At 63.9% G+C, this 20,785-nt stretch carries 19 protein-coding genes; 5 read left to right on the forward strand and 14 right to left on the reverse strand.

The genetic code is table 11. From position 1 onward, the window contains the following. Positions 1–134: 134 nt before the first annotated feature. From J2W46_RS20250 to J2W46_RS20265, 4 genes are all read right to left on the reverse strand, one after another. On the reverse strand, positions 135–2,921 hold the full coding sequence (locus J2W46_RS20250) for a DNA internalization-related competence protein ComEC/Rec2 (RefSeq protein ID WP_310355695.1): 2,787 nt from the start codon (positions 2,919–2,921) through the stop codon (positions 135–137). Between the two features lie 124 nt (positions 2,922–3,045). Next, positions 3,046–3,834: a TatD family hydrolase gene (locus J2W46_RS20255; protein ID WP_310355696.1), complete on the reverse strand. Its 789-nt coding sequence runs from the start codon at positions 3,832–3,834 to the stop codon at positions 3,046–3,048. 102 nt (positions 3,835–3,936) lie between these two features. Further along, positions 3,937–4,680, reverse strand: coding sequence for a lipoprotein-releasing ABC transporter ATP-binding protein LolD (gene lolD / locus J2W46_RS20260; protein ID WP_310355698.1), 744 nt, complete (start codon positions 4,678–4,680; stop codon positions 3,937–3,939). Next, entirely contained in the window at positions 4,673–5,926 is a 1,254-nt protein-coding gene (locus tag J2W46_RS20265) for a lipoprotein-releasing ABC transporter permease subunit (protein ID WP_020065514.1), read from the reverse strand. Before J2W46_RS20265 ends, lolD begins: the two co-directional genes overlap by 8 nt. Positions 5,927–6,380: 454 nt before the next feature. Between J2W46_RS20265 and J2W46_RS20270 the strand changes: the two genes are divergently transcribed. From J2W46_RS20270 to J2W46_RS20290, 5 genes are all read left to right on the forward strand, one after another. After that, the gene (locus J2W46_RS20270) at positions 6,381–7,565 is read left to right on the forward strand and encodes a regulator (RefSeq protein WP_310355700.1); all 1,185 of its coding nucleotides are present in this window, start codon (positions 6,381–6,383) and stop codon (positions 7,563–7,565) included. Between the two features lie 37 nt (positions 7,566–7,602). Then, complete coding sequence (gene recJ, locus J2W46_RS20275) at positions 7,603–9,309, forward strand: single-stranded-DNA-specific exonuclease RecJ (RefSeq protein WP_310355702.1); 1,707 nt, start codon at positions 7,603–7,605, stop codon at positions 9,307–9,309. Positions 9,310–9,472: 163 nt separating this feature from the next. Then, a protein-coding gene (gene prfB / locus J2W46_RS20280) for a peptide chain release factor 2 (protein WP_123282627.1) occupies positions 9,473–10,577 on the forward strand; the annotation gives its coding sequence in 2 pieces (ribosomal slippage) (positions 9,473–9,553 and positions 9,555–10,577; 1,104 coding nt in all). A 129-nt stretch (positions 10,578–10,706) separates the two neighbouring features. Then, positions 10,707–12,263, forward strand: a complete 1,557-nt coding sequence (gene lysS, locus J2W46_RS20285) for a lysine--tRNA ligase (protein ID WP_288823522.1) — start codon at positions 10,707–10,709, stop codon at positions 12,261–12,263. Between the two features lie 235 nt (positions 12,264–12,498). After that, on the forward strand, positions 12,499–13,263 hold the full coding sequence (locus J2W46_RS20290) for a glycine zipper 2TM domain-containing protein (protein ID WP_310355704.1): 765 nt from the start codon (positions 12,499–12,501) through the stop codon (positions 13,261–13,263). A gap of 97 nt (positions 13,264–13,360) precedes the next feature. Here the strand turns inward: J2W46_RS20290 and iscX are convergent, their stop codons facing one another. The 10 genes from iscX to J2W46_RS20340 form a co-directional block, all read right to left on the reverse strand. Beyond that, positions 13,361–13,558 carry a Fe-S cluster assembly protein IscX gene (gene iscX, locus J2W46_RS20295; protein WP_013588918.1) on the reverse strand — a complete coding sequence of 66 codons (198 nt, stop codon included), beginning with the start codon at positions 13,556–13,558 and terminating at the stop codon, positions 13,361–13,363. A 15-nt stretch (positions 13,559–13,573) separates the two neighbouring features. Then, a complete protein-coding gene (fdx, locus tag J2W46_RS20300; RefSeq protein WP_006051275.1) occupies positions 13,574–13,915 on the reverse strand; it encodes an ISC system 2Fe-2S type ferredoxin in 342 nt (113 codons plus the stop codon). Between the two features lie 147 nt (positions 13,916–14,062). Beyond that, positions 14,063–15,934, reverse strand: coding sequence for a Fe-S protein assembly chaperone HscA (hscA, locus tag J2W46_RS20305; protein ID WP_310355705.1), 1,872 nt, complete (start codon positions 15,932–15,934; stop codon positions 14,063–14,065). Positions 15,935–16,038: 104 nt separating this feature from the next. After that, complete coding sequence (gene hscB / locus J2W46_RS20310; protein ID WP_020065507.1) at positions 16,039–16,578, reverse strand: Fe-S protein assembly co-chaperone HscB; 540 nt, start codon at positions 16,576–16,578, stop codon at positions 16,039–16,041. Positions 16,579–16,727: 149 nt separating this feature from the next. Then, entirely contained in the window at positions 16,728–17,051 is a 324-nt protein-coding gene (iscA, locus tag J2W46_RS20315) for an iron-sulfur cluster assembly protein IscA (protein ID WP_020065506.1), read from the reverse strand. Positions 17,052–17,181: 130 nt separating this feature from the next. Continuing rightward, on the reverse strand, positions 17,182–17,595 hold the full coding sequence (gene iscU, locus J2W46_RS20320) for a Fe-S cluster assembly scaffold IscU (protein WP_020065505.1): 414 nt from the start codon (positions 17,593–17,595) through the stop codon (positions 17,182–17,184). A gap of 71 nt (positions 17,596–17,666) precedes the next feature. Then, entirely contained in the window at positions 17,667–18,890 is a 1,224-nt protein-coding gene (locus J2W46_RS20325) for an IscS subfamily cysteine desulfurase (RefSeq protein WP_020065504.1), read from the reverse strand. 72 nt (positions 18,891–18,962) lie between these two features. Beyond that, positions 18,963–19,493: a Fe-S cluster assembly transcriptional regulator IscR gene (gene iscR, locus J2W46_RS20330; protein ID WP_006051269.1), complete on the reverse strand. Its 531-nt coding sequence runs from the start codon at positions 19,491–19,493 to the stop codon at positions 18,963–18,965. A gap of 133 nt (positions 19,494–19,626) precedes the next feature. Continuing rightward, positions 19,627–20,124, reverse strand: coding sequence for a low molecular weight protein-tyrosine-phosphatase (locus tag J2W46_RS20335; protein ID WP_310355707.1), 498 nt, complete (start codon positions 20,122–20,124; stop codon positions 19,627–19,629). A 192-nt stretch (positions 20,125–20,316) separates the two neighbouring features. Further along, positions 20,317–20,556, reverse strand: a complete 240-nt coding sequence (locus tag J2W46_RS20340; protein ID WP_310355708.1) for a hypothetical protein — start codon at positions 20,554–20,556, stop codon at positions 20,317–20,319. Positions 20,557–20,785 lie beyond the last annotated feature (229 nt).

The raw sequence follows: 20,785 nt of genomic DNA on the forward strand, positions 1-20,785 counted from the left end.
TTGAGTACGATTCCCATTAAGCGGCTTCGCTTTGCCGCCCGCTCATTGCCTCTCTTCTACGGCGCTCTACGAGTTGCCTTCAGCGCACTTCTTTTGCGGCTGCTCCTCTCGCGTAGCGTCAGCCGGCGATCGGTTCAGCGATCCATCCAGTAACGCCGGCGTGTGTCGCGATAACGCTCGATGGTCAGCGCGGTATCGCTTGCATGCGCACCTCGCCGCGTGGCGAAATCCGGGTCGATCAGGACGCGCACCGCGCCATCCGCATCGCTGCGTCCAAGTTCGATATGCCGCGCCGAATAACGCGCCAGCACGCCCGCACTGGGATGATGAAACCGGTTGCGATAGCCTACCTGAAATAGCGCGACGAGCGGGTCGATAGAATCGAGGAACGGCTCAGTCGACGACGTCTTGCTGCCGTGGTGTGGGACCACCAGCACCTGAGCACGCAGCATCTCGCGATCGCGCGACAACAGCACGCGTTCGGCAGGGGCTTCGATGTCGGCGGTCAGCAGCGCGGCAAGGCTCGTGGCTTGCACGTGCGCGTCCGGCGCGTCAGCCGACGGGCGATTCGCCGCGCTTTCCGTTGTACTCTTCAGCGCACGATGCAATCTGCTGCCCGACGCATGCTCCGCCGCGCTGGCCGCTCCACCATCCTTCACGCCACCTGCCGTACCCTCCGCAAGCGAAGCTTCTGCACTTCCCTCTCCCGGGTTCGCAACCGCACCCGGCGACGTGCTCACCCGCAGCACACAGCAATGCGCGTTCGGCTTGCCCTGTAGCGGCCCGGCGTCGGGCCAGAGCATCGAGAATTCGACGCCGTCCCACTGCCAGCGCTGTCCCGCCGCGCAGGGCAACGTCTGCGCGCCCCGTTGCCTCGCATTCGCCCATAGCGCATTGGCCGGCGCGAGAGCGGCGACCATCTGACGGACCTCGATCGCATCCAGCACGGCCGGCGCGCCTCCCGAGTGGTCCGAATCCGCGTGGCTAACAATCAGCGTGTCGAGGACGTTGACGCCGTGCGCCTGAAGATACGGCACGACGACTCGCTCACCGGCGTAGGTCGATTCCGGGCCTGGCCCCGTGTCGAACAGCAGCACGTGGTGCGCCGTCTCGACCAGCACCGACGTGCCCTGCCCAACGTCCAGCGCGGTCAGCCGGAAGCTGCCGTGAGGCGGCCCGGACGGCGCCGGCGCAAGTAAAGGCAACCACGCGAGCGGCGCCGCCCAGCGCAGCGGCCAGCCGCGCGGTGCGAGACACCACAGCACGCCGGCCGCGGCCGCAGCGAGCGTCCATCCGTCCGGCTGCGGCAGCCACCACAGCGCCCACCTGGGTCCGGAAAGCCAATGCAGTCCGGCAATCATCACGTCGAGCAGCGCGTGCGCCGTACGAAACGCGTAGGCAGCGAGCGGCGCGGGCAACACGACACCTGCCAGCACCGAAGGCGTCACCAGCAGGCTTACCCACGGAATCGCAAACGAGTTCGCGAGCGGCCCGATCAACGGAATCTGAGCGAACCAGTAGACGGTCAACGGCGCGAGCGCGACGGTGACAGCAAGCTGAACATGCGCGGCGCCGCGCAGCCGTTCACCGAAAGCCTGAACGCGGCGCGCGGCGGCAGCGCGCAGGCGCGACAATCGACTGAGCGTGCCGCCCTGTTCGTCCGTCTCGTGCGTGCGCTGTTCGTGATTCTCCACGCGAGGCCGCCCCGACGTGGCGAAGAGAATCGCCGCCACCGCGCAGAACGACAACCAGAATCCCGCCGAGACAACCGCCCACGGGTCGATCAGCAACACGAGCCCGAGCGCAGACGCGAGCACGGCCGAGCGCGGTACATTGCGCCCGCTCAGATACGCGAGCGCCACGACGCCGGCCATCCACAGCGCGCGCTGCACGGGCACGTTGAAGCCGGCCAACGCAGCATGCAACGCGGCGAAGAGCGCGCCGCCCGTCACCGCGACGAACTGCGCGGGAACGTGCAGCGGCCAGTTGCGGCCGATCAATCCCGAGCGTCGCCAGCACGCGCCGCAAAGCCATGCCGCGAGACCCGCGGCAAAGCCGATATGCAATCCCGAGATCGCCACCAGATGACTGGTGCCGGTGGCGCGCATCAACTGCCAGTCGGCGGCGCTGACTTCGTCCTGCGCGCCGATTGCCAGCGCGACGACGATGCCGCGATGCGGCGAGTCCGCCAGCACCGCGTCGATGCGCGCACCCAGCGCCGCACGCCAGCGGTCCACCGTCACGCTCACGCCGTGCGCATCCGGGCGCAACCGCACGGCCTGCGTTGCCGCGCTCACGTAACCGGTGGCCCGCACGTTCCGCGCAAGCAAGCCGGCTTCCGTGTCGCGCACGCCGAAGTTCGCATTGCCATGTGGCCGTTTCAGCCTCGCACGCAGACGCCATCGTTCACCAGGCTCAAGCGGTGGCGGCGGCGCTTCGTCGGCGATCCAGGACAGTTGGACGACGCGGGGAAACCTGACCGGCTCGCCCTGTGCCGCGCCGACGGCAGGTGCGTCGACCGACTCCACGTCGAAAAGAAAGCGAACGCCTTTATCGTCGCGCGAGGGCAATCCTTTGATGTTGCCGGTCAGCTCGATGTCGCGGCCTTCCCACGCAAGCGGCAAGCTCGCTGCGAGCCGTGCTTCCGCACGCAACGCCGCGTAGCCGAAGCCGACGCACCATGCCGCGCATGAGAGCGCGCACCAACCGGCGAATGAGCGCACACGTCGAAGCGTCCAACTGGAAGGCACGCTCTGCTCGCAATCCGCGATGTGCGAACACCCACGCAAGGCCCACACTGCGGCAGCCGACGCCGCGCAGCCGAACAACACCAGCGCGCACCAACCGCCCCAACCGGGCAACGCCGCCTGCCGCTGCAGCCAGACGACGCCCAACCCGAATCCACACCACCATGCACGCATGCGCCCTCCGCCCGCCACTGGCTGTACGCGGGACGAGACGACGCAACGCACGGCGCAACGCGCAAGCATGCCGCCGGACGTGTGTCTCGCCCGGCGCAAACCACTCGAGAATCAACGAGACAAATTATGCAGAGGAAAGCGCGAGCCGCGGCAGCGCGGCGAGCGCGTTAGCCGTTGTGCCTAGGGCGGCTTCGTCTACCGCCATGCCACGCAACTGCGCGAGTCCGGCGCCGATGGCCGGAATCTGTTCGGGGGAGTTGCGCTGCTTGTAAATCCACGAAGGCGCGATGTCCGGCGCGTCGGTCTCGACCACGAGCGCGTCGAACGGCAGCTGTTCGGCAAGCCGGCGAATCTGCCGCGCGCGCTCGAACGTCAGATTGCCGCCGAAGCCGAGATGCATGCCCTGGTCGATATACGCCTGCGCCTGCTGGAAGCTGCCGTTGAATGCATGCGCGATGCCGCGATGAATCTGATGCCGGCGCAAGCCTTTGATCACCTGATCCTGCGATTTGCGCACATGGCAGATCACCGGCAGATCGAATTCCCGCGCGATCTGTAGTTGACCGTTGTAGAAGAATTGCTGCCGGGCGTCGTCGAGACCGTCGACGAAATAATCCAGCCCGATCTCGCCGATGCCGATGAAGCGCGGGTCGTCGAGGCTCGCCTTAATTTCCGCGCGCAGCAGTTCAAGATCCTGTTCCTGCGCGGATGGCGTGAAGAGCGGGTGAATGCCGAGCGCATATGCGCCGCCGTCGAAGCGATGCGCCAGCTCGCGCACGGCCGCGAAGTTCTGCCGGCCGATGGCCGGAATGACGATACGCCCCACGCCCGCACTCTTCGCCGCCGCAGCGACGTGCTCGCGATCGGCGTCGAATTCGGAGGCGTCGAGATGGCAGTGCGTATCGATCCACATGGGTTGCCTCGCTGACAAGTGGACTGAGTGGACTGAGTGGATTAAGCAGATCAGGCGGCCGGTACGTCGAGCCATTTCCGGCTCTATTCCGCCTCGCCGCGCTTACACCGGAACCGGCGGCTCCTCATGCAAGATCCCGTCGCGCAACCGCATGATGCGGTCGCACCGCCCCGCCAGTTGGGGATCGTGCGTGACGATCACGAAGCTCGTTTCGAGCGTTCGGGACAGTTCGAGCATCAGATTGAAGACCGTGTCCGCAGTGCCGCCGTCCAGATTGCCGGTTGGCTCGTCGGCAAGCACGCACGCAGGCCTCGTGACCAGCGCCCGCGCAATCGCCACACGCTGACGCTCGCCGCCCGACAGTTCGCCCGGCCGATGTTTCGCGCGATGCGCCATGCCGACGCGCTCCAGCACCGCGAGCGCTTCACGACGCGAGGCTTCGGTCGTCATGCGGCGAATCCGCAGCGGCATGGCGACGTTATCGAGCGCGGAAAACTCGGGCAGCAGATGATGGAACTGGTACACGAAACCGAGTGCGCGATTGCGCAAGTCGTTGCGTTCGCGTTCGGAGAGCTTCGTGAACGGCTTGCCCATCACCGAGACGTGGCCCGCACTGGGATCGTCAAGGCCGCCGAGCACATGCAGCAGCGTGCTCTTGCCCGAACCGGACGCGCCGACAATCGCGAGCTTCTCGCCGCGCCGCACGTTCAGTTCGGCGTTGTTGAGCACCTGCACATTCAGGCCGCCCTGCACGAACGACTTCGAAATGCCGGTTGCTTCCAGCACGTACGGATGAGGCGTCAGTTCCTGAGCGGCCATGGGTAGAGTTGCGGAACGGTCATTCATAGCGCAGCGCCTCCGCGGGACGAACTTTGGCACCGCGCCAGCTCGGGTAAAGCGTCGCCACCGCCGACATCAGGAACGCAATGATGCCGATTCGCGCGACGTCCGCAGGAATCAGCTCAGACGGCAGTTCGCTGATGAAATACACCGACGGCGGCAGGAACTGCACGCCGATCATATGCTCGATCATCGGCACGAGCCATGGAATGCTCCACGCGATCAGGCAGCCCAGCGCAACGCCGGTAGCCGTGCCAATAAAGCCGATCGTCACGCCCTGCACGACGAAAATCTTCATGATCGAACCGGGCTGCGCGCCGAGCGTGCGCAGAATCGCGATGTCGGCCTGCTTGTTGGTCACCGTCATCACGAGCGACGACACGAGATTGAACGCCGCGACCGCAATGATCAGCGTAAGGATGATGAACATCATGCGTTTTTCGATCTGCACCGCCGAGAACCAGGTCTTGTTCTGCTGCGTCCAGTCGCGGATATATAGGTCGCCGGAGAGGCTGCGCGCAAGCTGATGCGCGACTTCCGGCGCGCGCTGCATGTCGGTGAGTCGCAACCGCACGCCGGTCGGCGCGGGTAGCCGGAACAACGCCTGAGCGTCCTTGATATTGATCAGCGCGAGCGTGCTGTCGTATTCGTAATGCCCCGACTCGAAGATGCCCACCACCGTGAACTGCTTCAGACGCGGCAGCATGCCGGCCGGCGTAATGGTGCCTTCGGGCGCGACCAGCGTGATCTTGTCGTTGACGGTCACGCCGAGATTGGTCGCGAGGTCCGCACCCAGCACGATGCCGAAGTCGCCAGGCACGAGATCGGTGAGCTTGCCGCCTTTCATCTCCTTGCCGATGTCGGATACCTGCGGCTCGAGCGTCGGCTCGACGCCGCGCAACGCGACGCCGCTGACCGCATCCTGGCGTGTGAGCAGCGCCTGCGCTTCCACATAAGGCGCGGCGCCGATCACTTCCTTGTTCCGGCGCGCTTCGTCGGCCGTGAGTTGCCAGTTAGGCATCGAGCCGGTCGGCGAGAAGATTTCGACGTGCGCAAGCACCGACAGCATGCGGTCGCGCACTTCCTTCTGGAAGCCGTTCATGACCGACAGGACCACGATCAGCGCGGCGACGCCAAGCGCGATGCCCGACATCGAAACCAGTGCGATGAAGGAGATAAAGCCGTTGCCGGTCGTGCGTTTGCCGGCGCGGGTATAGCGCCAGCCGATCTGCCATTCGTAGGGAAATTTCAAGCGAGTCCTTTTCTGCGTTCTTCGGCTACCCGGGCTGCGTGCGGCGTCTTGCGGCTGGCGACGCGTCTGGCGATGCGTCCGCGGATAAGCCCGCTGTTGCATCTGCCTTCGCGTCGCGAGTCCGGCCCGAGTGTCCTGATCATTGGTGTCGCGGCAATCCGGATGGTTCCTGCCGACGTCGCGGCGCAAACCCGCCCCGCATTGCCGATGCCGCCACCGTCAACCAAGCGCGAAGTTTGCCATACAATGCCGCGCCGCCGCATAAAGGGACTGCCGGTAGAGCGGCTGGTGGGACTGCTGGACAGCCCGCTGCGGGACCGCTGCGTGGATAGCTCGATGCAACTGCCGACGCAACCGCCGACGCGACGGCGACCCATTGCCGTCCGACGCCGACCCGCGCCATCCCGCGCCAACCGGCCGAACCTATCGAAACCGCAGCGCGCTTTGCCCTACAATGCGCAGCATCATGCACGCCGACCGCCTCCATCTTCTGCTTCCTTTCGCGCTGCCCGCCGCAGCCGACGCCTCCACCGCCCTACACGACATCAGCAGCCCTGCACTCGACCGGCTGGTCGCGCGCGCGACGCTCGTCGAGCGTGTGATCGGCGAGGATTTCCAGCGCACGCTGCCGCATGAACGGTGGATCGCGCGTCAGTTCGGCGCGCTATCCAACGCCTCCACCGCCTCGACGGGCGCGGCGGCCGCCGACGAAGCCCCGCTCGCGCCTTACATGCTGCGCGCCGACGGCGGCGAGCCGGGCGACGCGACGTGGGCCTGCGTGCAGCCGGTGCACGTGCGCATCGCGCATGACCATCTGGTGCTGATCGACCCGGCGTCGCTCAATCTTTCCGATGACGAAGCGACCGCGCTGCTCGAGGTGGCCCGGCCTCTGATCGAGGAACTCGGCGTGCGCATCGAGGCGCCGAAGCCCGCGCGCTGGTACCTGTCGGGCGACGGCTTCGGCACGCTGGCCGGTGCATCGCCGTTGCGCGCGAGCGGCCGTAACATCGAAATCTGGTTGCCGCACGAAGCGCATTCCGGCGAGCGTTCGCGGGCGTGGATGAAGCTGCAGAACGAAGTGCAGATGGCCTGGTTCGAGCACCCCGTGAACGAAGCCCGCGAGGCGCGCGGCCTGCCCGCCGTCAATTCGATCTGGTTTCACGCGCAAGGTGCGGCGCGGCCTGTGCGCAGCCCGTTCTCACGCGTCTTTTCAGACGCCGCAGCCACGCGCGGTCTCGCACTCACAGCCGGCGTGCCCGTTGGCGCTCCGCCCGCTTCGTTCGCGGCGCTGTCCTCGCTGGAGGACCGCGGCGGCACCAATGCAGGCGACCAGGCAACCCGTTCGAGCGCGGCGAACGATGTGCACACCGCAGCACACGCACGAAACACCACTCTTGTGGAGCTGGACCCGTTCTCGGCGCCATACATCGAACAGGACTGGGCACGCTGGAACGAGGCCTTCGCGGCGCTCCAGGACGACTGGTTCGAACCGGCGCTCGAAGCACTGCGATCGGGTGCACTTGCCGAACTCGGCCTGACCCTGTGCGGCGACACAGGGTCCGTCACGCTCAGCATCACGCGCGGCGATCTGCGCAAGTTCTGGCGACGGCGCCTGCTCGCCTCGCTTTTCATCGAATGATCGATTGCATGACCGACCCTACAGACGGCCTTTCAGAATGACCCGAATCGTTACGCGCGCCTGTTCTCCCGTCGACGCTGAAATTCTTGTGCGCCACGGCCTGCATCCGGTGCTCGCGCGTCTGTATGCGGCGCGCGGCGTGTGCCTGCCCGATGAAATCGAAACCGGACTTGCGCGCCTCGTGCCGCCCGCCGCGCTGAAAGGCTGCGAAGACGCCGCTGCGCTGCTCGCCGACGCGATCGGGCAAAAGCGCCGCATGCTGGTCGTGGCCGACTACGATTGCGACGGCGCGACCGCCTGCGCGGTCGCGGTGCGCGGGCTGCGCATGTTCGGCGCCCAGATCGATTATCTGGTGCCGAACCGCTTCGAATACGGCTATGGCCTCACGCCCGAAATCGTCGCGCTGGCCGCGCGCAACGCATCGGGCAAACCGGACCTTCTGCTTACGGTCGACAACGGCATTGCGAGCGTGGACGGCGTCGAGGCAGCCAACGCTCTTGGCATCGACGTGCTCGTCACCGATCACCACCTGCCCGGCGACCAGTTGCCCGCCGCCCGTGCAATCGTCAATCCGAACCAGCCGGGCTGCGAATTTCCCAGCAAGTGCATCGCGGGCGTCGGCGTGATGTTTTACGTGCTGCTCGCGTTACGCGCGGAATTGCGCCGCCGCGGCGCGTTCGGCGACGATTTCCCGGAGCCGCGCCTGGATGGCCTGCTGGATCTGGTCGCGCTCGGCACCGTCGCGGACGTCGTGAAACTCGACGGCAACAACCGCGTGCTGGTCGCGCAAGGTTTGCAACGCATCCGCAAGGGCAAGATGCAGCCGGGCATTGCCGCCCTCTTTCGCGCCGCCGCGCGCGACGCCCGCAGTGCGTCGGGCTTCGACCTCGGCTTCGCGCTCGGTCCGCGCCTGAATGCGGCGGGACGGCTGTCAGATATGTCGCTCGGTATCGAATGCCTGACGACCAACGACGTCGGCCGCGCGTGGGAGCTCGCGCAACAACTCGATGCGATGAACCGCGAGCGTCGCGAAATCGAAGCGGGCATGCAGCAACAGGCGCTCGACGACCTCTCGTCGATCGACCCCGACGGCGCGGCCACCATCACGCTGTTCAATCCGGCCTGGCACCAGGGCGTGATCGGCATCGTGGCCGGACGGCTCAAGGAAAAATTTCACCGGCCTTCGTTCACGTTCGCACTCGCCGACGACAGCGGCCAACTCGTCAAAGGCTCAGGCCGCTCGATCGCGGGGTTCCATCTGCGCGACGCGCTCGATCTGATTTCGAAGCGCGAGCCCGGCATGATCGTCAAATTCGGCGGCCACGCGATGGCGGCAGGCCTGACGCTCGCCGCCGCCGACGTGCCGCGCTTCACCGCCGCGTTTGAAGCGGTCGGCCGCGAGTGGCTCACCGAAGAAGCGCTCTCGCGCACCGTCGAAACCGACGGCGAACTGGAAGACGCGTACTTCACGCCGCAGTTCGTCGAAATGCTCGACGCCGCTGTCTGGGGCCAAGGTTTCCCGGCGCCGGTGTTTTCCGGCGAATTCGACGTCGCGTCGCAAGCGCTCGTGAAGGACAAGCACCTGAAGCTGCAACTGATGCGCGGCCGCCAGCGCTTCAACGCAATCTGGTTCAATCACACCGACACGCTGCCCGCACGCACCACGGTCGCGTACCGGCTTGCGAGCGACACGTGGAACGGCGTCTCGCGCGTGCAGCTGATCGTCGAGCACGCGGCGAGCTAGAGCGACTCCACCGGCGTCACCTGCGCCGCTGCGCGAAGCTGCCGCGGCGCCGAAAATCTCCGCAAAATCAATCCCAAACCCGCGCCGGATCGCTCGATCGACTCCGGCGCACGGCGCCGATCGGCTATAATTTCCCCTTTTTACGAAGCTATAAAAGATCGACATGGAAGCGGAACGTCTCAACGCGATCGAAGCCTCTCTGGCGGACCTGCGCAAGCGCGCGGCCGACCTACGGGGGTATCTTTGACTACGACGACAAAGCACTGCGTCTAATCGAAGTCAACCGGGAACTCGAAGACCCGGACGTCTGGAACGACTCGAAACACGCCCAGGCACTCGGCCGGGAGAAGAAACTACTCGACGACACCGTCGGCAAACTCACGTCGCTCGACAACGACTTGCGCGACGCGCAAGACCTGTTCGACATGGCGCGTGAAGAAGGCGACGACGAAACGCTGATCGCCTGCGAAACCGACGCACAAGCGCTCGAACAGCGCGTCGCCGACATGGAATTTCGCCGCATGTTCGCGAATCCGGCCGACCCGAACAACGCGTTCCTGGATATCCAGGCCGGCGCGGGCGGCACTGAGGCGTGCGACTGGGCGTCCATGCTGCTGCGTCAGTACCTGCGCTACTGCGAACGCAAGGGCTTCAAGACCGAAGTGCTGGAGCAGACCGACGGCGACGTCGCGGGCATCAAGAACGCCACGATCAAGATCGAAGGCGAATACGCTTACGGCTTCCTGCGCACCGAAACCGGCGTGCACCGCCTCGTGCGCAAGTCGCCGTTCGACTCGTCGGGCGGACGTCATACGTCGTTTTCTTCGGTGTTCGTGTATCCGGAAGTCGACGATTCAATTGAGGTGGACATCAACCCGGCCGATCTGCGGATCGACACGTACCGCGCGTCCGGTGCGGGCGGTCAGCACATCAACAAGACCGACTCCGCGGTGCGTATCACGCACATTCCGTCGGGTATTGTCGTGCAGTGCCAGAACGATCGCTCGCAGCACCGTAACCGCGCTGAAGCAATGGCCATGCTGAAATCGCGCCTGTACGAAGCGGAAATCCGCAAGCGTCAGGCCGAGCAGGACAAGCTCGAAGCGGGCAAGACGGACGTGGGTTGGGGTCACCAGATCCGCTCATACGTGCTGGACAACAGCCGTATCAAGGACCTGCGCACCAACGTCGAAATCAGCAATACGAAGAGCGTGCTCGACGGCGATCTCGATCCGTTCATCAGCGCGAGCCTGAAACAGGGCGTCTGAGTACGACCGGCGCGGCATGCAACGTCGCGCCGTATCTTTTTACCGCCTGAGGTCTGTCACCAACTGGCTGTCCGCAAGCCGGCCGCCGATTGCGGACCACCGATTGCGGACCACGAATACCAAACCATCATGAACGAACCGATCCAGCCTAATACGGCCCAGCCCGATGTGGCCCAGCCGAGCGTCGTGCCCGAGGTGGACGACAACAAGATCATCGCCGAACGCCGTGAAAAGCTGCGCGAGGTGCGTGAGCAAGGTATCGCCTATCCGAACGATTTCCGTCCCACGCATCATGCGGAAGATCTGCAATCGCAGTTCGAGCACACCGACAAGGAAGCGCTCGAGGCAAACCCGCTCGAAGTCGCGATTGCCGGCCGCATGATGCTCAAGCGCGTGATGGGCAAGGCAAGCTTTGCGACCGTGCGCGACGGCTCGGGGCAGATCCAGTTCTTCATCACACCGGCCGACGTCGGTCAGCAAACGTACGACGCCTTCAAGAAGTGGGACATGGGCGACATCGTCGCGGCGCGCGGCGTGCTGTTTCGTACCAACAAGGGCGAGCTTTCCGTGCGCTGTACGGAACTGCGCCTGCTGTCGAAGTCGCTGCGTCCGCTGCCGGACAAGTTCCACGGCTTGTCGGACCAGGAGATGAAGTATCGCCAGCGCTACGTCGATCTGATCGTCACGCCGGAAACGCGCAAGACGTTCGTCGCGCGTACGAAGGCAATCTCGTCTATCCGCAAATTCATGGCCGACGCCGACTTCATGGAAGTGGAAACGCCCATGCTCCACCCTATTCCCGGTGGCGCAGCGGCCAAGCCGTTCACCACGCACCACAACGCGCTCGACATGCAGATGTTCCTGCGCATCGCGCCTGAGCTGTATCTGAAGCGGCTGGTGGTGGGCGGCTTCGAGCGCGTGTTCGAGATCAACCGTAACTTCCGCAATGAGGGCGTCTCCGTGCGCCACAACCCGGAATTCACGATGATCGAGTTCTACGCGGCGTACACCGATTACAAGTGGCTGATGGACTTCACCGAGCAGTTGATCCGCCAGGCAGCGATCGACGCATTGGGCACCGCGACGATCACGTATCAAGGGCGCGAACTCGATCTGGCGAAGCCGTTCCATCGTTTGACGATCACTCAGGCTATCCAGAAGTACGCACCGCAATACACGAACGAGCAGTTGGCCGACAGCGCGTTCCTGCGTACGGAACTGAAGAAGTTCGGCGTGGACGCGTCGCAGCCGCAGTTCCTGAATGCGGGCGTGGGCTCGCTGCAACTCGCGCTGTTCGAAGAGACCGCCGAGTCGCAACTGTGGGAGCCGACGTACATCATCGACTATCCGATCGAGGTGTCGCCGCTCGCGCGCGCTTCGGACAAGGTGGAAGGCATCACCGAGCGTTTCGAGCTGTTCATTACCGGTCGCGAAATCGCCAATGGCTTTTCGGAATTGAACGATCCGGAAGATCAGGCGGCTCGCTTCAAGAAGCAGGTCGACCAGAAAGACGCCGGCGACGAAGAAGCCATGTTCTACGACGCCGACTATATCCGCGCGCTCGAATACGGCATGCCGCCAGCGGGTGGCTGCGGTATCGGCATTGACCGTCTGGTCATGATGCTCACTGACAGCCCGAGCATCCGCGACGTGATTCTGTTCCCGCACCTGCGTCGCGAAGACTGAGCATTACTCGCTTTGGTTCAAAGACGCCCGGCTCCGATGCCGGGCGTTTTGTTTTGTACGGAACGCCGAACACTGGCTGGACCATTCGGGCGTGTAACCATTGGTAAAAGCGCCCTTGGGTACGCGGGCGAAAGCGCGATTTTGGTCAAATCGTTACAATTGGAAACGTCAGGTGGATCGATTTCGCGGAGACTTGGTCTCACTACAAGTCACTCTGCCAAAGACGGAGGCGAAGATGGAAAGACCCAACACGCAACCTGCTACACCAGTCACGCAGAACTCGGCACCGCCGACATCCCAGCGGCGGCTTCATCCGCTCGTCGCGACCGCTGCGGGCGCTGTGATTATCGCGAGCCTCGTCGCGACGGCGGCGATGACGGGCATGTTCCCCAAGGCGTCCAGCACCGGCGAGCCCACCAGCCAGACGCAAGCGGCGCAGGTCTTGCCGCAAAACGGCCAGCCAGCCGTGGTCGATTCGGCGGCACCGGCTAGCCCGTCGGCGCAGCAGAGTTCCGGTCAGATCGCCCAGCAAGCCGCGCAGCAGCAACCCGTACCGCAGCCGCAGCGCGCGCCGGCACCTAGTCCCGCGCAGCAACAGTACGCACAACAGCAACAGGCGCAGCCGGCGCCGCAATACGCTCAGCCGCAGCCGACGCAACCGGCCTACTGCGCGAGTTGCGGCACTGTCGTGGCCATTTCCGAAGCACGGCAGGAAGGTCATGGAACCGGCATTGGCGCCGTCGGCGGCGCGGTGGCGGGCGGCGTGGTCGGCAACCAGTTCGGCAGCGGCAACGGACGCACCGCGATGACACTGCTCGGCGCGCTCGGCGGCGGCCTTGCGGGCAATTCAGTCGAAAAACATATTCGCAGCACGACGTCCTATTCGGTGCGGGTGCGAATGGAAAACGGCAAGACGCGCTACTTCACGTATCACGAAGCGCCGCCCTTCCAGCAAGGACAACGCGTTCGCGTGCAGAACGGCACGCTGGTGGCGGACTGACGCCGCGCATCTGATCCGACGTGCATAAAAAAGGCGATTCCAATGGAATCGCCTTTTTCTTTACCGCAGCCGCATCAGCGCAAGCCGCTTCGCAAACTCAGTAATCCGCGTCTTCAATCCATGCAGCCTGGATCGCCTCGAGGATCTTTTCGTTCGACCGGTTGGGATCGTCGTCGAATCCTTCCAGTTCGGTGACCCAGCGGTGCAGGTCGGTGAAGCGCACTTGCTGCGGATCGACGTCCTGATGCTTGTCGGTCAGGGCCATCGCGATGTCTTGCGTATCGGTCCACTTCATGGCTGCGTCCTCCTGTTAGTGATTTTCCTTCGCGTGATTGATCGAGTAACGCGGGATTTCGACGACCAGGTCCTGCTCGGCCGGCACAATCGCCTGGCACGACAGACGCGAAGCCGGCTCGAGCCCCCACGCCTTGTCCAACAGATCGTCCTCGTCTTCCTCGGACGGCGTCAAGGCGGCGAAACCCTCACGCACGATCACGTGACAGGTCGTGCACGCGCACGACTTCTCGCAGGCATGCTCGATTTCGATTCCGTTATCGAGCAGGTTGTCGCAAATGCTCTTGCCGGGCACGGCTTCGATCACCGCGCCTTCCGGGCACAGTTCGACGTGAGGCAGCACAACGATTTGAGGCATACATTTTCCGTTTGGGTCTGAGGCGCGGCCTCAACCAGGTCCGCGCCATTTTACTGGCGACACGCGAAGTTTTTAAGTCCGCGCGACGCGCTTCAGTTCTTGCGGCGACGCCGCTTGCCGGCGCTGTCAAAGCAGCCGGCGCGAGCTTCAGATTTCGTCGAGCTTGCGGCCGGCCAGCGCGCGACGAATGCCCTTGTTCATGCGACGGGCAGCGAATTCGTCGGTGCCCTCGGCAAGCTTTTTGGTGGCTGCTTCGATCGCGTCGACGTCGTCGCTGCCGGCGACATTACGCAGGCCGGTCAGCAGCGCGTCGAGTTCCGCGCGCTCGCCGTCGTCGAGCAGTTCGGCGTCGGCGGCGAGCGCCGCGTCGGTCGCTTCGACGAGACGCCGTGCTTCAACCTGCGCCTCGCGCAGCGCGCGGGCGCGCATGTCGACTTCAGCGGTGGAGAAGCTGTCTTCGAGCATTCTGGCGATGTCGTTGTCGGCGAGACCGTAGGACGGCTTCACGACCACCGACGCCTCCACGCCCGAGCCCAGTTCGCGTGCAAACACGGACAACAGGCCGTCCGCGTCCACCTGATACGTCACGCGGATGCGCGCCGCTCCGGCCGCCATCGGCGGAATGCCGCGCAGCTCGAAACGCGCGAGCGAGCGGCAGTCGCTGACGAGCTCGCGCTCGCCTTGCACGACATGGATCGCCATCGCCGTCTGGCCGTCCTTGAACGTGGTGAAATCCTGCGCGCGCGCCACCGGAATCGTCGAATTACGCGGGATGATCTTCTCGGTCAGACCGCCCATTGTCTCGACGCCGAGCGACAACGGAATCACGTCGAGCAACAGCCATTCGTCGCCGTCCGCGCCGCGGTTGCCGGTGAGCAGGTCAGCCTGAATTGCGGCGCCCAGCGCGACGACCTGGTCGGGATCGAGATTGATGAGCGGCGGCTGGCCGAAGAACGATTCGACCGCGCGGCGAATCACCGGCATGCGCGTCGCACCGCCCACCAGGACGACGCCCTTGATCTCTTTGGTCGTAACCTTGGCGTCGCGCAACGCTTTCTTCGTCGGGCCGAGCGTGCGTTGCACGAGCGCCTGAGTGATGGCCTCGAAAGTGGCCTCGTCGATCGTCAGATCGATCCTGGTGCCGTTGGAAAGCGTCACGGCGAGGGTTGCCTCAGGCGCGTCCGACAACGCCTCCTTGGTCGTGCGAACGCTGTCGAGCAGCAGCCGCACGTCTTCGGGCGCGAGCGTTTTCGGCGCGATGCCGGCTTGCTCCAGCATATGGCGATACAGCGCGTGGTCGAAATCGTCGCCGCCGAGCGCCGAGTCGCCGCCCGCCGCGAGCACTTCGAATACGCCTTTCGTGAGCTTGAGAATCGACAGGTCGAAGGTGCCGCCGCCGAGATCGTAGACGGCGTACAAGCCTTCCGAGCCGTTGTCGAGGCCGTAGGCAATCGCGGCCGCGGTCGGCTCGTTCAACAGGCGCAGCACGTTCAGGCCCGCCAGACGCGCGGCGTCCTTGGTCGCCTGGCGCTGGGCTTCGTCGAAGTAAGCCGGTACGGTGATCACCGCGCCGACCAGCTCGTCGCCAAGCGTGTCTTCGGCGCGCTGGCGCAGCGTCGCGAGAATCTCCGCCGATACCTCGACCGGGCTTTTCACACCGTCGACGGTACGGATCTGCACCATGCCGGGCGCGTCGATGAAATCGTAGGGCGCGTTTTCGGCACCTTCCACTTCCGCCTTGCCGCGTCCCATGAAACGCTTGACGGAGACGATGGTGTTGCGCGGATCGGTCGCCGCCTCGGCCTTGGCCGCGCGGCCGATGCGGCGGCCGCCCTTTTCCAGGTAGCGCACGACTGAGGGCAGCAGCACGTGGCCGTCTTCGTCGGGCAGCACATCGGGCACGCCGCTGCGCACGGCGGCGACGAGGGAATTGGTCGTGCCGAGGTCGATACCGACCGCGAGACGCCGCTGATGGGGCGCCGGCGCCATGCCGGGTTCGGAGATTTGCAGTAAGGCCATCTGGATCTTCTCGGAGCCGTCAGGCTCCGTCCTGAAATTGCGTTGCTGGATGTAATGCCAATGCCGCTTTGCATCGCTGCGATGCGATGCTGCAAACGAGCCGCCTAATCCTCGAGCCGCTCGATCTGCGTGCCGATTTCCGCGGCCACCCGTTCGATAAACATCAACTGCCGCACCGCCTCGCCCGCCGCCTGATTTGCGCCGCTGTCGAGCAATGCGCCGAGCTTCTCGAAACGGATGCGTTCCTCGTCGCGCAATTCCGTGAGCAACGCGTCGAGCGCGTCGACGTTCTTTGCCGCGGCGGCGTCTTCAATGCCTTCGCGCCACTCCATCTGCTGCATCAGAAACGCCGGCTCCATGGCGGTGTTGTCATGCGCGCCGACGTCGATGCCACGCAGATGCAACAGGTAGGTCGCGCGCTTTAACGGATCGCGAAGCGTTTGATACGCCTCGTTCGTGCGCGTGGCCCATTGCATCGCGATGCGCTTCTGTGCGTCGCCGGCCGCCGCGAAGCGGTCCGGATGCACTTGCGCCTGCACCGTGCGATACGCGTGATCGAGCGCAGCCGGATCGAGCGCGAATTGCGCAGGAAGACCAAACAGGTCGAAGTGGCTGTCGTTCAGCGAGACGTTCAGCGAAACCATCGAATCAAAAAATTCCGTCGAGAAAAGTGCATTGGAGCGGAGGTCGGGCGCATAGCCCGCTCAACCGGGCTGCCTCACGCGAAATCGCGGAGCAAACTAAAAAGGCGGCCCGCGCCGCCTTTGGTCCGCTGCACGCGGAAGTTTTCGAGCTACACGCGGAACGACTCGCCGCAGCCGCACTCGTCTTTCACATTCGGGTTATTGAACTTGAAGCCTTCGTTCAGCCCTTCGCGCGCGAAATCGAGCTCGGTTCCGTCGATATAGGCAAGGCTTTTCGGGTCGACGATGATCTTCACGCCATTGCACTCGAACACCTCGTCTTCGGGCGCGAGTTCGTCCACATACTCGAGCTTGTAAGCCAAGCCGGAGCAACCTGTGGTGCGCACGCCGAGACGCAGGCCCACGCCTTTACCGCGACGGGTCAGATACTTCTGGACGTGCTGTGCTGCCTTCTGGGTCAACGTAATTGCCATAGCGTTTCTCATTGCGCGGTGCGTGCCGACACACCGCTACCCTGCCTGCATCAAATGTCGCTCATGCCTGACGGCGCGTGTTGCCGCGCCGCCCGCTTCCTTTCACCCGGTCGTTCCCGAACCAGAAGTTTCAAGCGTGCTGCTTGTCGCTTTCTTCGACCGCTGCGCCGTGACGTTGCTTGTAGTCGGCGACCGCAGCCTTGATCGCGTCTTCCGCGAGAATCGAGCAGTGGATCTTTACCGGCGGCAACGCGAGTTCTTCCGCGATCTGCGTGTTCTTGATCGACATAGCCTGATCCAGCGTCTTGCCCTTCACCCATTCGGTGACGAGCGAGCTTGATGCGATCGCCGAACCGCAGCCGTACGTCTTGAACTTCGCGTCTTCGATGATGCCGTCTGCGCCCACGCGGATCTGCAGCTTCATGACGTCGCCGCAAGCAGGCGCGCCGACCATGCCGGTGCCGACCGTGTCGTCGTCTTTCGCAAACGAGCCGACGTTGCGCGGGTTTTCGTAGTGATCCAGAACCTTGTCGCTATAAGCCATGATTACACTCCTTAATTCGTTTCAATCTGCCAATCGGATAACAGCGCGATCAATTTCGACCAGCCGGCGCGTCAGTGCGCCGCCCACTGGATGGTCGAAATGTCGATGCCGTCCTGATGCATTTCCCACAGCGGCGACAGATCGCGCAGCTTCGAAATTTTCGTCTTCAGCAGATTGATCACGTAGTCGACGTCCTGCTCGGTCGTGAAGCGGCCCACCGTGAAGCGGATCGAGCTGTGCGCGAGTTCGTCGTTACGGCCGAGCGCGCGCAGCACATACGACGGTTCCAGCGAAGCCGATGTACACGCCGAGCCCGACGACACCGCCACGTCCTTCACCGCCATGATCAGCGATTCGCCTTCGACGAAATTGAAGCTGATGTTCAGGTTGTGCGGCACACGCTTTTCCATGTCGCCGTTCACATACACTTCTTCGATTTCCGACAGGCCGCGCAGCAAGCGGTCGCGCAGCATGCGAATGCGCTCGTTCTCCGTTGCCATTTCTTCCCGCGCAAGCCGGAATGCTTCGCCCATGCCGACGATCTGGTGCGTGGCCAGCGTGCCCGAACGCATGCCGCGCTCGTGACCGCCGCCGTGCATTTGCGCCTCGATACGCACACGCGGTTTGCGGCGCACGTACAACGCGCCGATGCCCTTCGGGCCATAAGTCTTGTGCGCCGAGAACGACATGAGGTCGACCTTCAGCTTTTGCAGATCGATCTCGATCTTGCCGGTGGCTTGCGCCGCGTCCACGTGAAAAATGATGCCTTTTTCACGGGTGATCTCGCCGATTGCCTCGATGTCCTGAATCACGCCGATCTCGTTGTTCACGGACATGATCGACACGAGAATCGTGTCCGGGCGAATCGCCGCCTTGAACTTTTCCAGGTCGATCAGACCGTCGTCCTTCACATCCAGATACGTGACTTCGAAGCCTTCGCGTTCGAGCTCGCGGCAGGTGTCGAGCACGGCCTTGTGCTCGGTCTTCACCGTGATGATGTGCTTGCCTTTGCTCTTGTAGAAGTGCGCTGCACCCTTGATCGCGAGGTTGTCCGACTCGGTTGCGCCCGAGGTCCAGATGATTTCGCGCGGGTCGGCGTTGACGAGCGCCGCGACGTTCTCGCGCGCTTCTTCGACTGCACGCTCCGCCGTCCAGCCATACGAGTGGCTGCGCGATGCGGGGTTACCGAACTGCTCGCGCAGATACGGAATCATCTTGTCCACCACGCGCGGGTCGACCGGGGTCGTGGCGCTGTAGTCCATGTAAATGGGCAGGTGGGGAATGTCGTTGTTCATCTATCGCTCCGGGGACGTCGTGTGCTCTGGCTTCTGAATTCGCTATGGGCTGCGGTGATGTCGTGCCGCGCCTCAGGAACCGGCCATGTTGAAAACGGAATTGGGCCCTTTTGGCGCCACGCGCACCGGCTCGACCGCCGGCGCCTCGCTGCGCCTATCGCGCAGGACGGCCGGGGCGCCTTCGCGCGAACGCTGCTGATCCACCAGATCTTTCAGGGAGACCGAATCCAGGTACTCGACCATTTTCTGGTTCAGCGTGGACCACAGCTCGTGGGTCATGCAGTGACCGTCGTGCTGTTTCGTGCCCTCGCACGAGCCCTTGCCGCCGCATTGCGTAGCGTCGAGTGGCTCGTCCACCGCGATGATGATGTCGGCCACGGTCACGTCTTCAGCACGGCGGGCAAGGTTATAGCCGCCGCCCGGTCCGCGCACGGACTCGACGATTTCATGGCGACGCAGCTTGCCAAAGAGCTGCTCGAGGTATGACAGGGAGATATGCTGGCGCTGGCTGATACCCGCAAGCGTCACCGGGCCCTGCTCCTGGCGCAACGCCAGGTCAATCATCGCCGTGACGGCGAAACGGCCTTTCGTGGTGAGTCTCATATGTATGGGGAACCGCTATTCTCGACAAGTTTTGTCAAGTATAAATACATGAGCGATTTAGTCAAGTATCCCTATCGCAATTTGGGTCATTCGCTTAATTGTCCGCGCGCCTCGCGGCCAACCGCCGGTGGATCTAGCCGATCAATTGGGGACGCAGCGCCGCGATAAGGCCTCGGCACGCTGCCTCGCATTGATCGAGAACCTGCTCGAAGCCTTCTGCGCCGCCGAAGTACGGATCGACGACTTCGCGTGAGCCGCCCCAGCGCGCGTCGGTTTCAGGCACGAACTCCATCAGCAGGCGAATCTTGTCCCGGTGATCCGGCGGGCAGACCTGGCGCAGTGCGGCCACGTTCTTGTCGTCCATTGCGATCAGAAGATCGAAGCGATCGAAGTCGATCCCGGCAACCTGCCGGCCGCGCAACGCGGCGAGATCGTAGCCCCGGCCACGCGCCGCGTGCTGCGCGCGCTCGTCCGGTGGCTGGCCGATGTGCCAATCGCCTGTTCCTGCCGAGTCGATCAGGATGCGCTCGCCAAGCTTCGCTTCTTCGACGAGACGGCGCATCACGCCTTCCGCGGTGGGAGAACGACAGATGTTGCCGAGGCAGACAAAGCAGATAGACACAGTTTTCATCAGCGGCTTCTTCTGACGCTTCACAGCGCACTAGTAGTACAACTCCGCGGCAACGGTACCGGCCCGCAAAACGTCGTCGACGCGGGCTCAGCAGATGAAACGCAGCGGCTACCGCACGGTGCCGCGATTATACAAAGCCCCGCCGAATCTCGCCCGCAGCCTAACGCTTGATCCGGCCGGTTGCTCGCCAGTTCAGGAGGCTTGCGGCAGCGGCGACGCAGTGACGGCGCGCATCGGCTTGGCGGGCAACGAGGATGTGTCATCGATCATGCCGTACGAGACGGCGCGCGCGAGTTCCGCAGTCAGCTGGTCAGCGGCAAGAGGCGCCTGCGAGGCACGCGAAGCCATGTCACCGCAGATTTGCATATACGCCAACCCCGCCAGCGCGAGGACGAGTGCGAGAGGCCAATACACCGCTATTGTCTTTTTCATGATGTCGTTCTTCCGAAGTGGCTCGCGAGTTCAATGCTCACTATGCCCATCACGAATCCTATAGAAAGAGGCAATCGAGAAAAACCCGCCGTCGCGCGATACAGCGTTGCGTGTAATGGAACAGTGCAACGACGTGACTCCCCGCAGCGCCACGTACCGTCGCGCCTGGCACGGAACTTAACTCCTTACAAAAGCATACAAAGCTGGCGAGACAGACGGTCATAATTGC

This window comes from Paraburkholderia strydomiana, from assembly GCF_031456815.1.
GTDB lineage: Bacteria > Pseudomonadota > Gammaproteobacteria > Burkholderiales > Burkholderiaceae > Paraburkholderia > Paraburkholderia caledonica.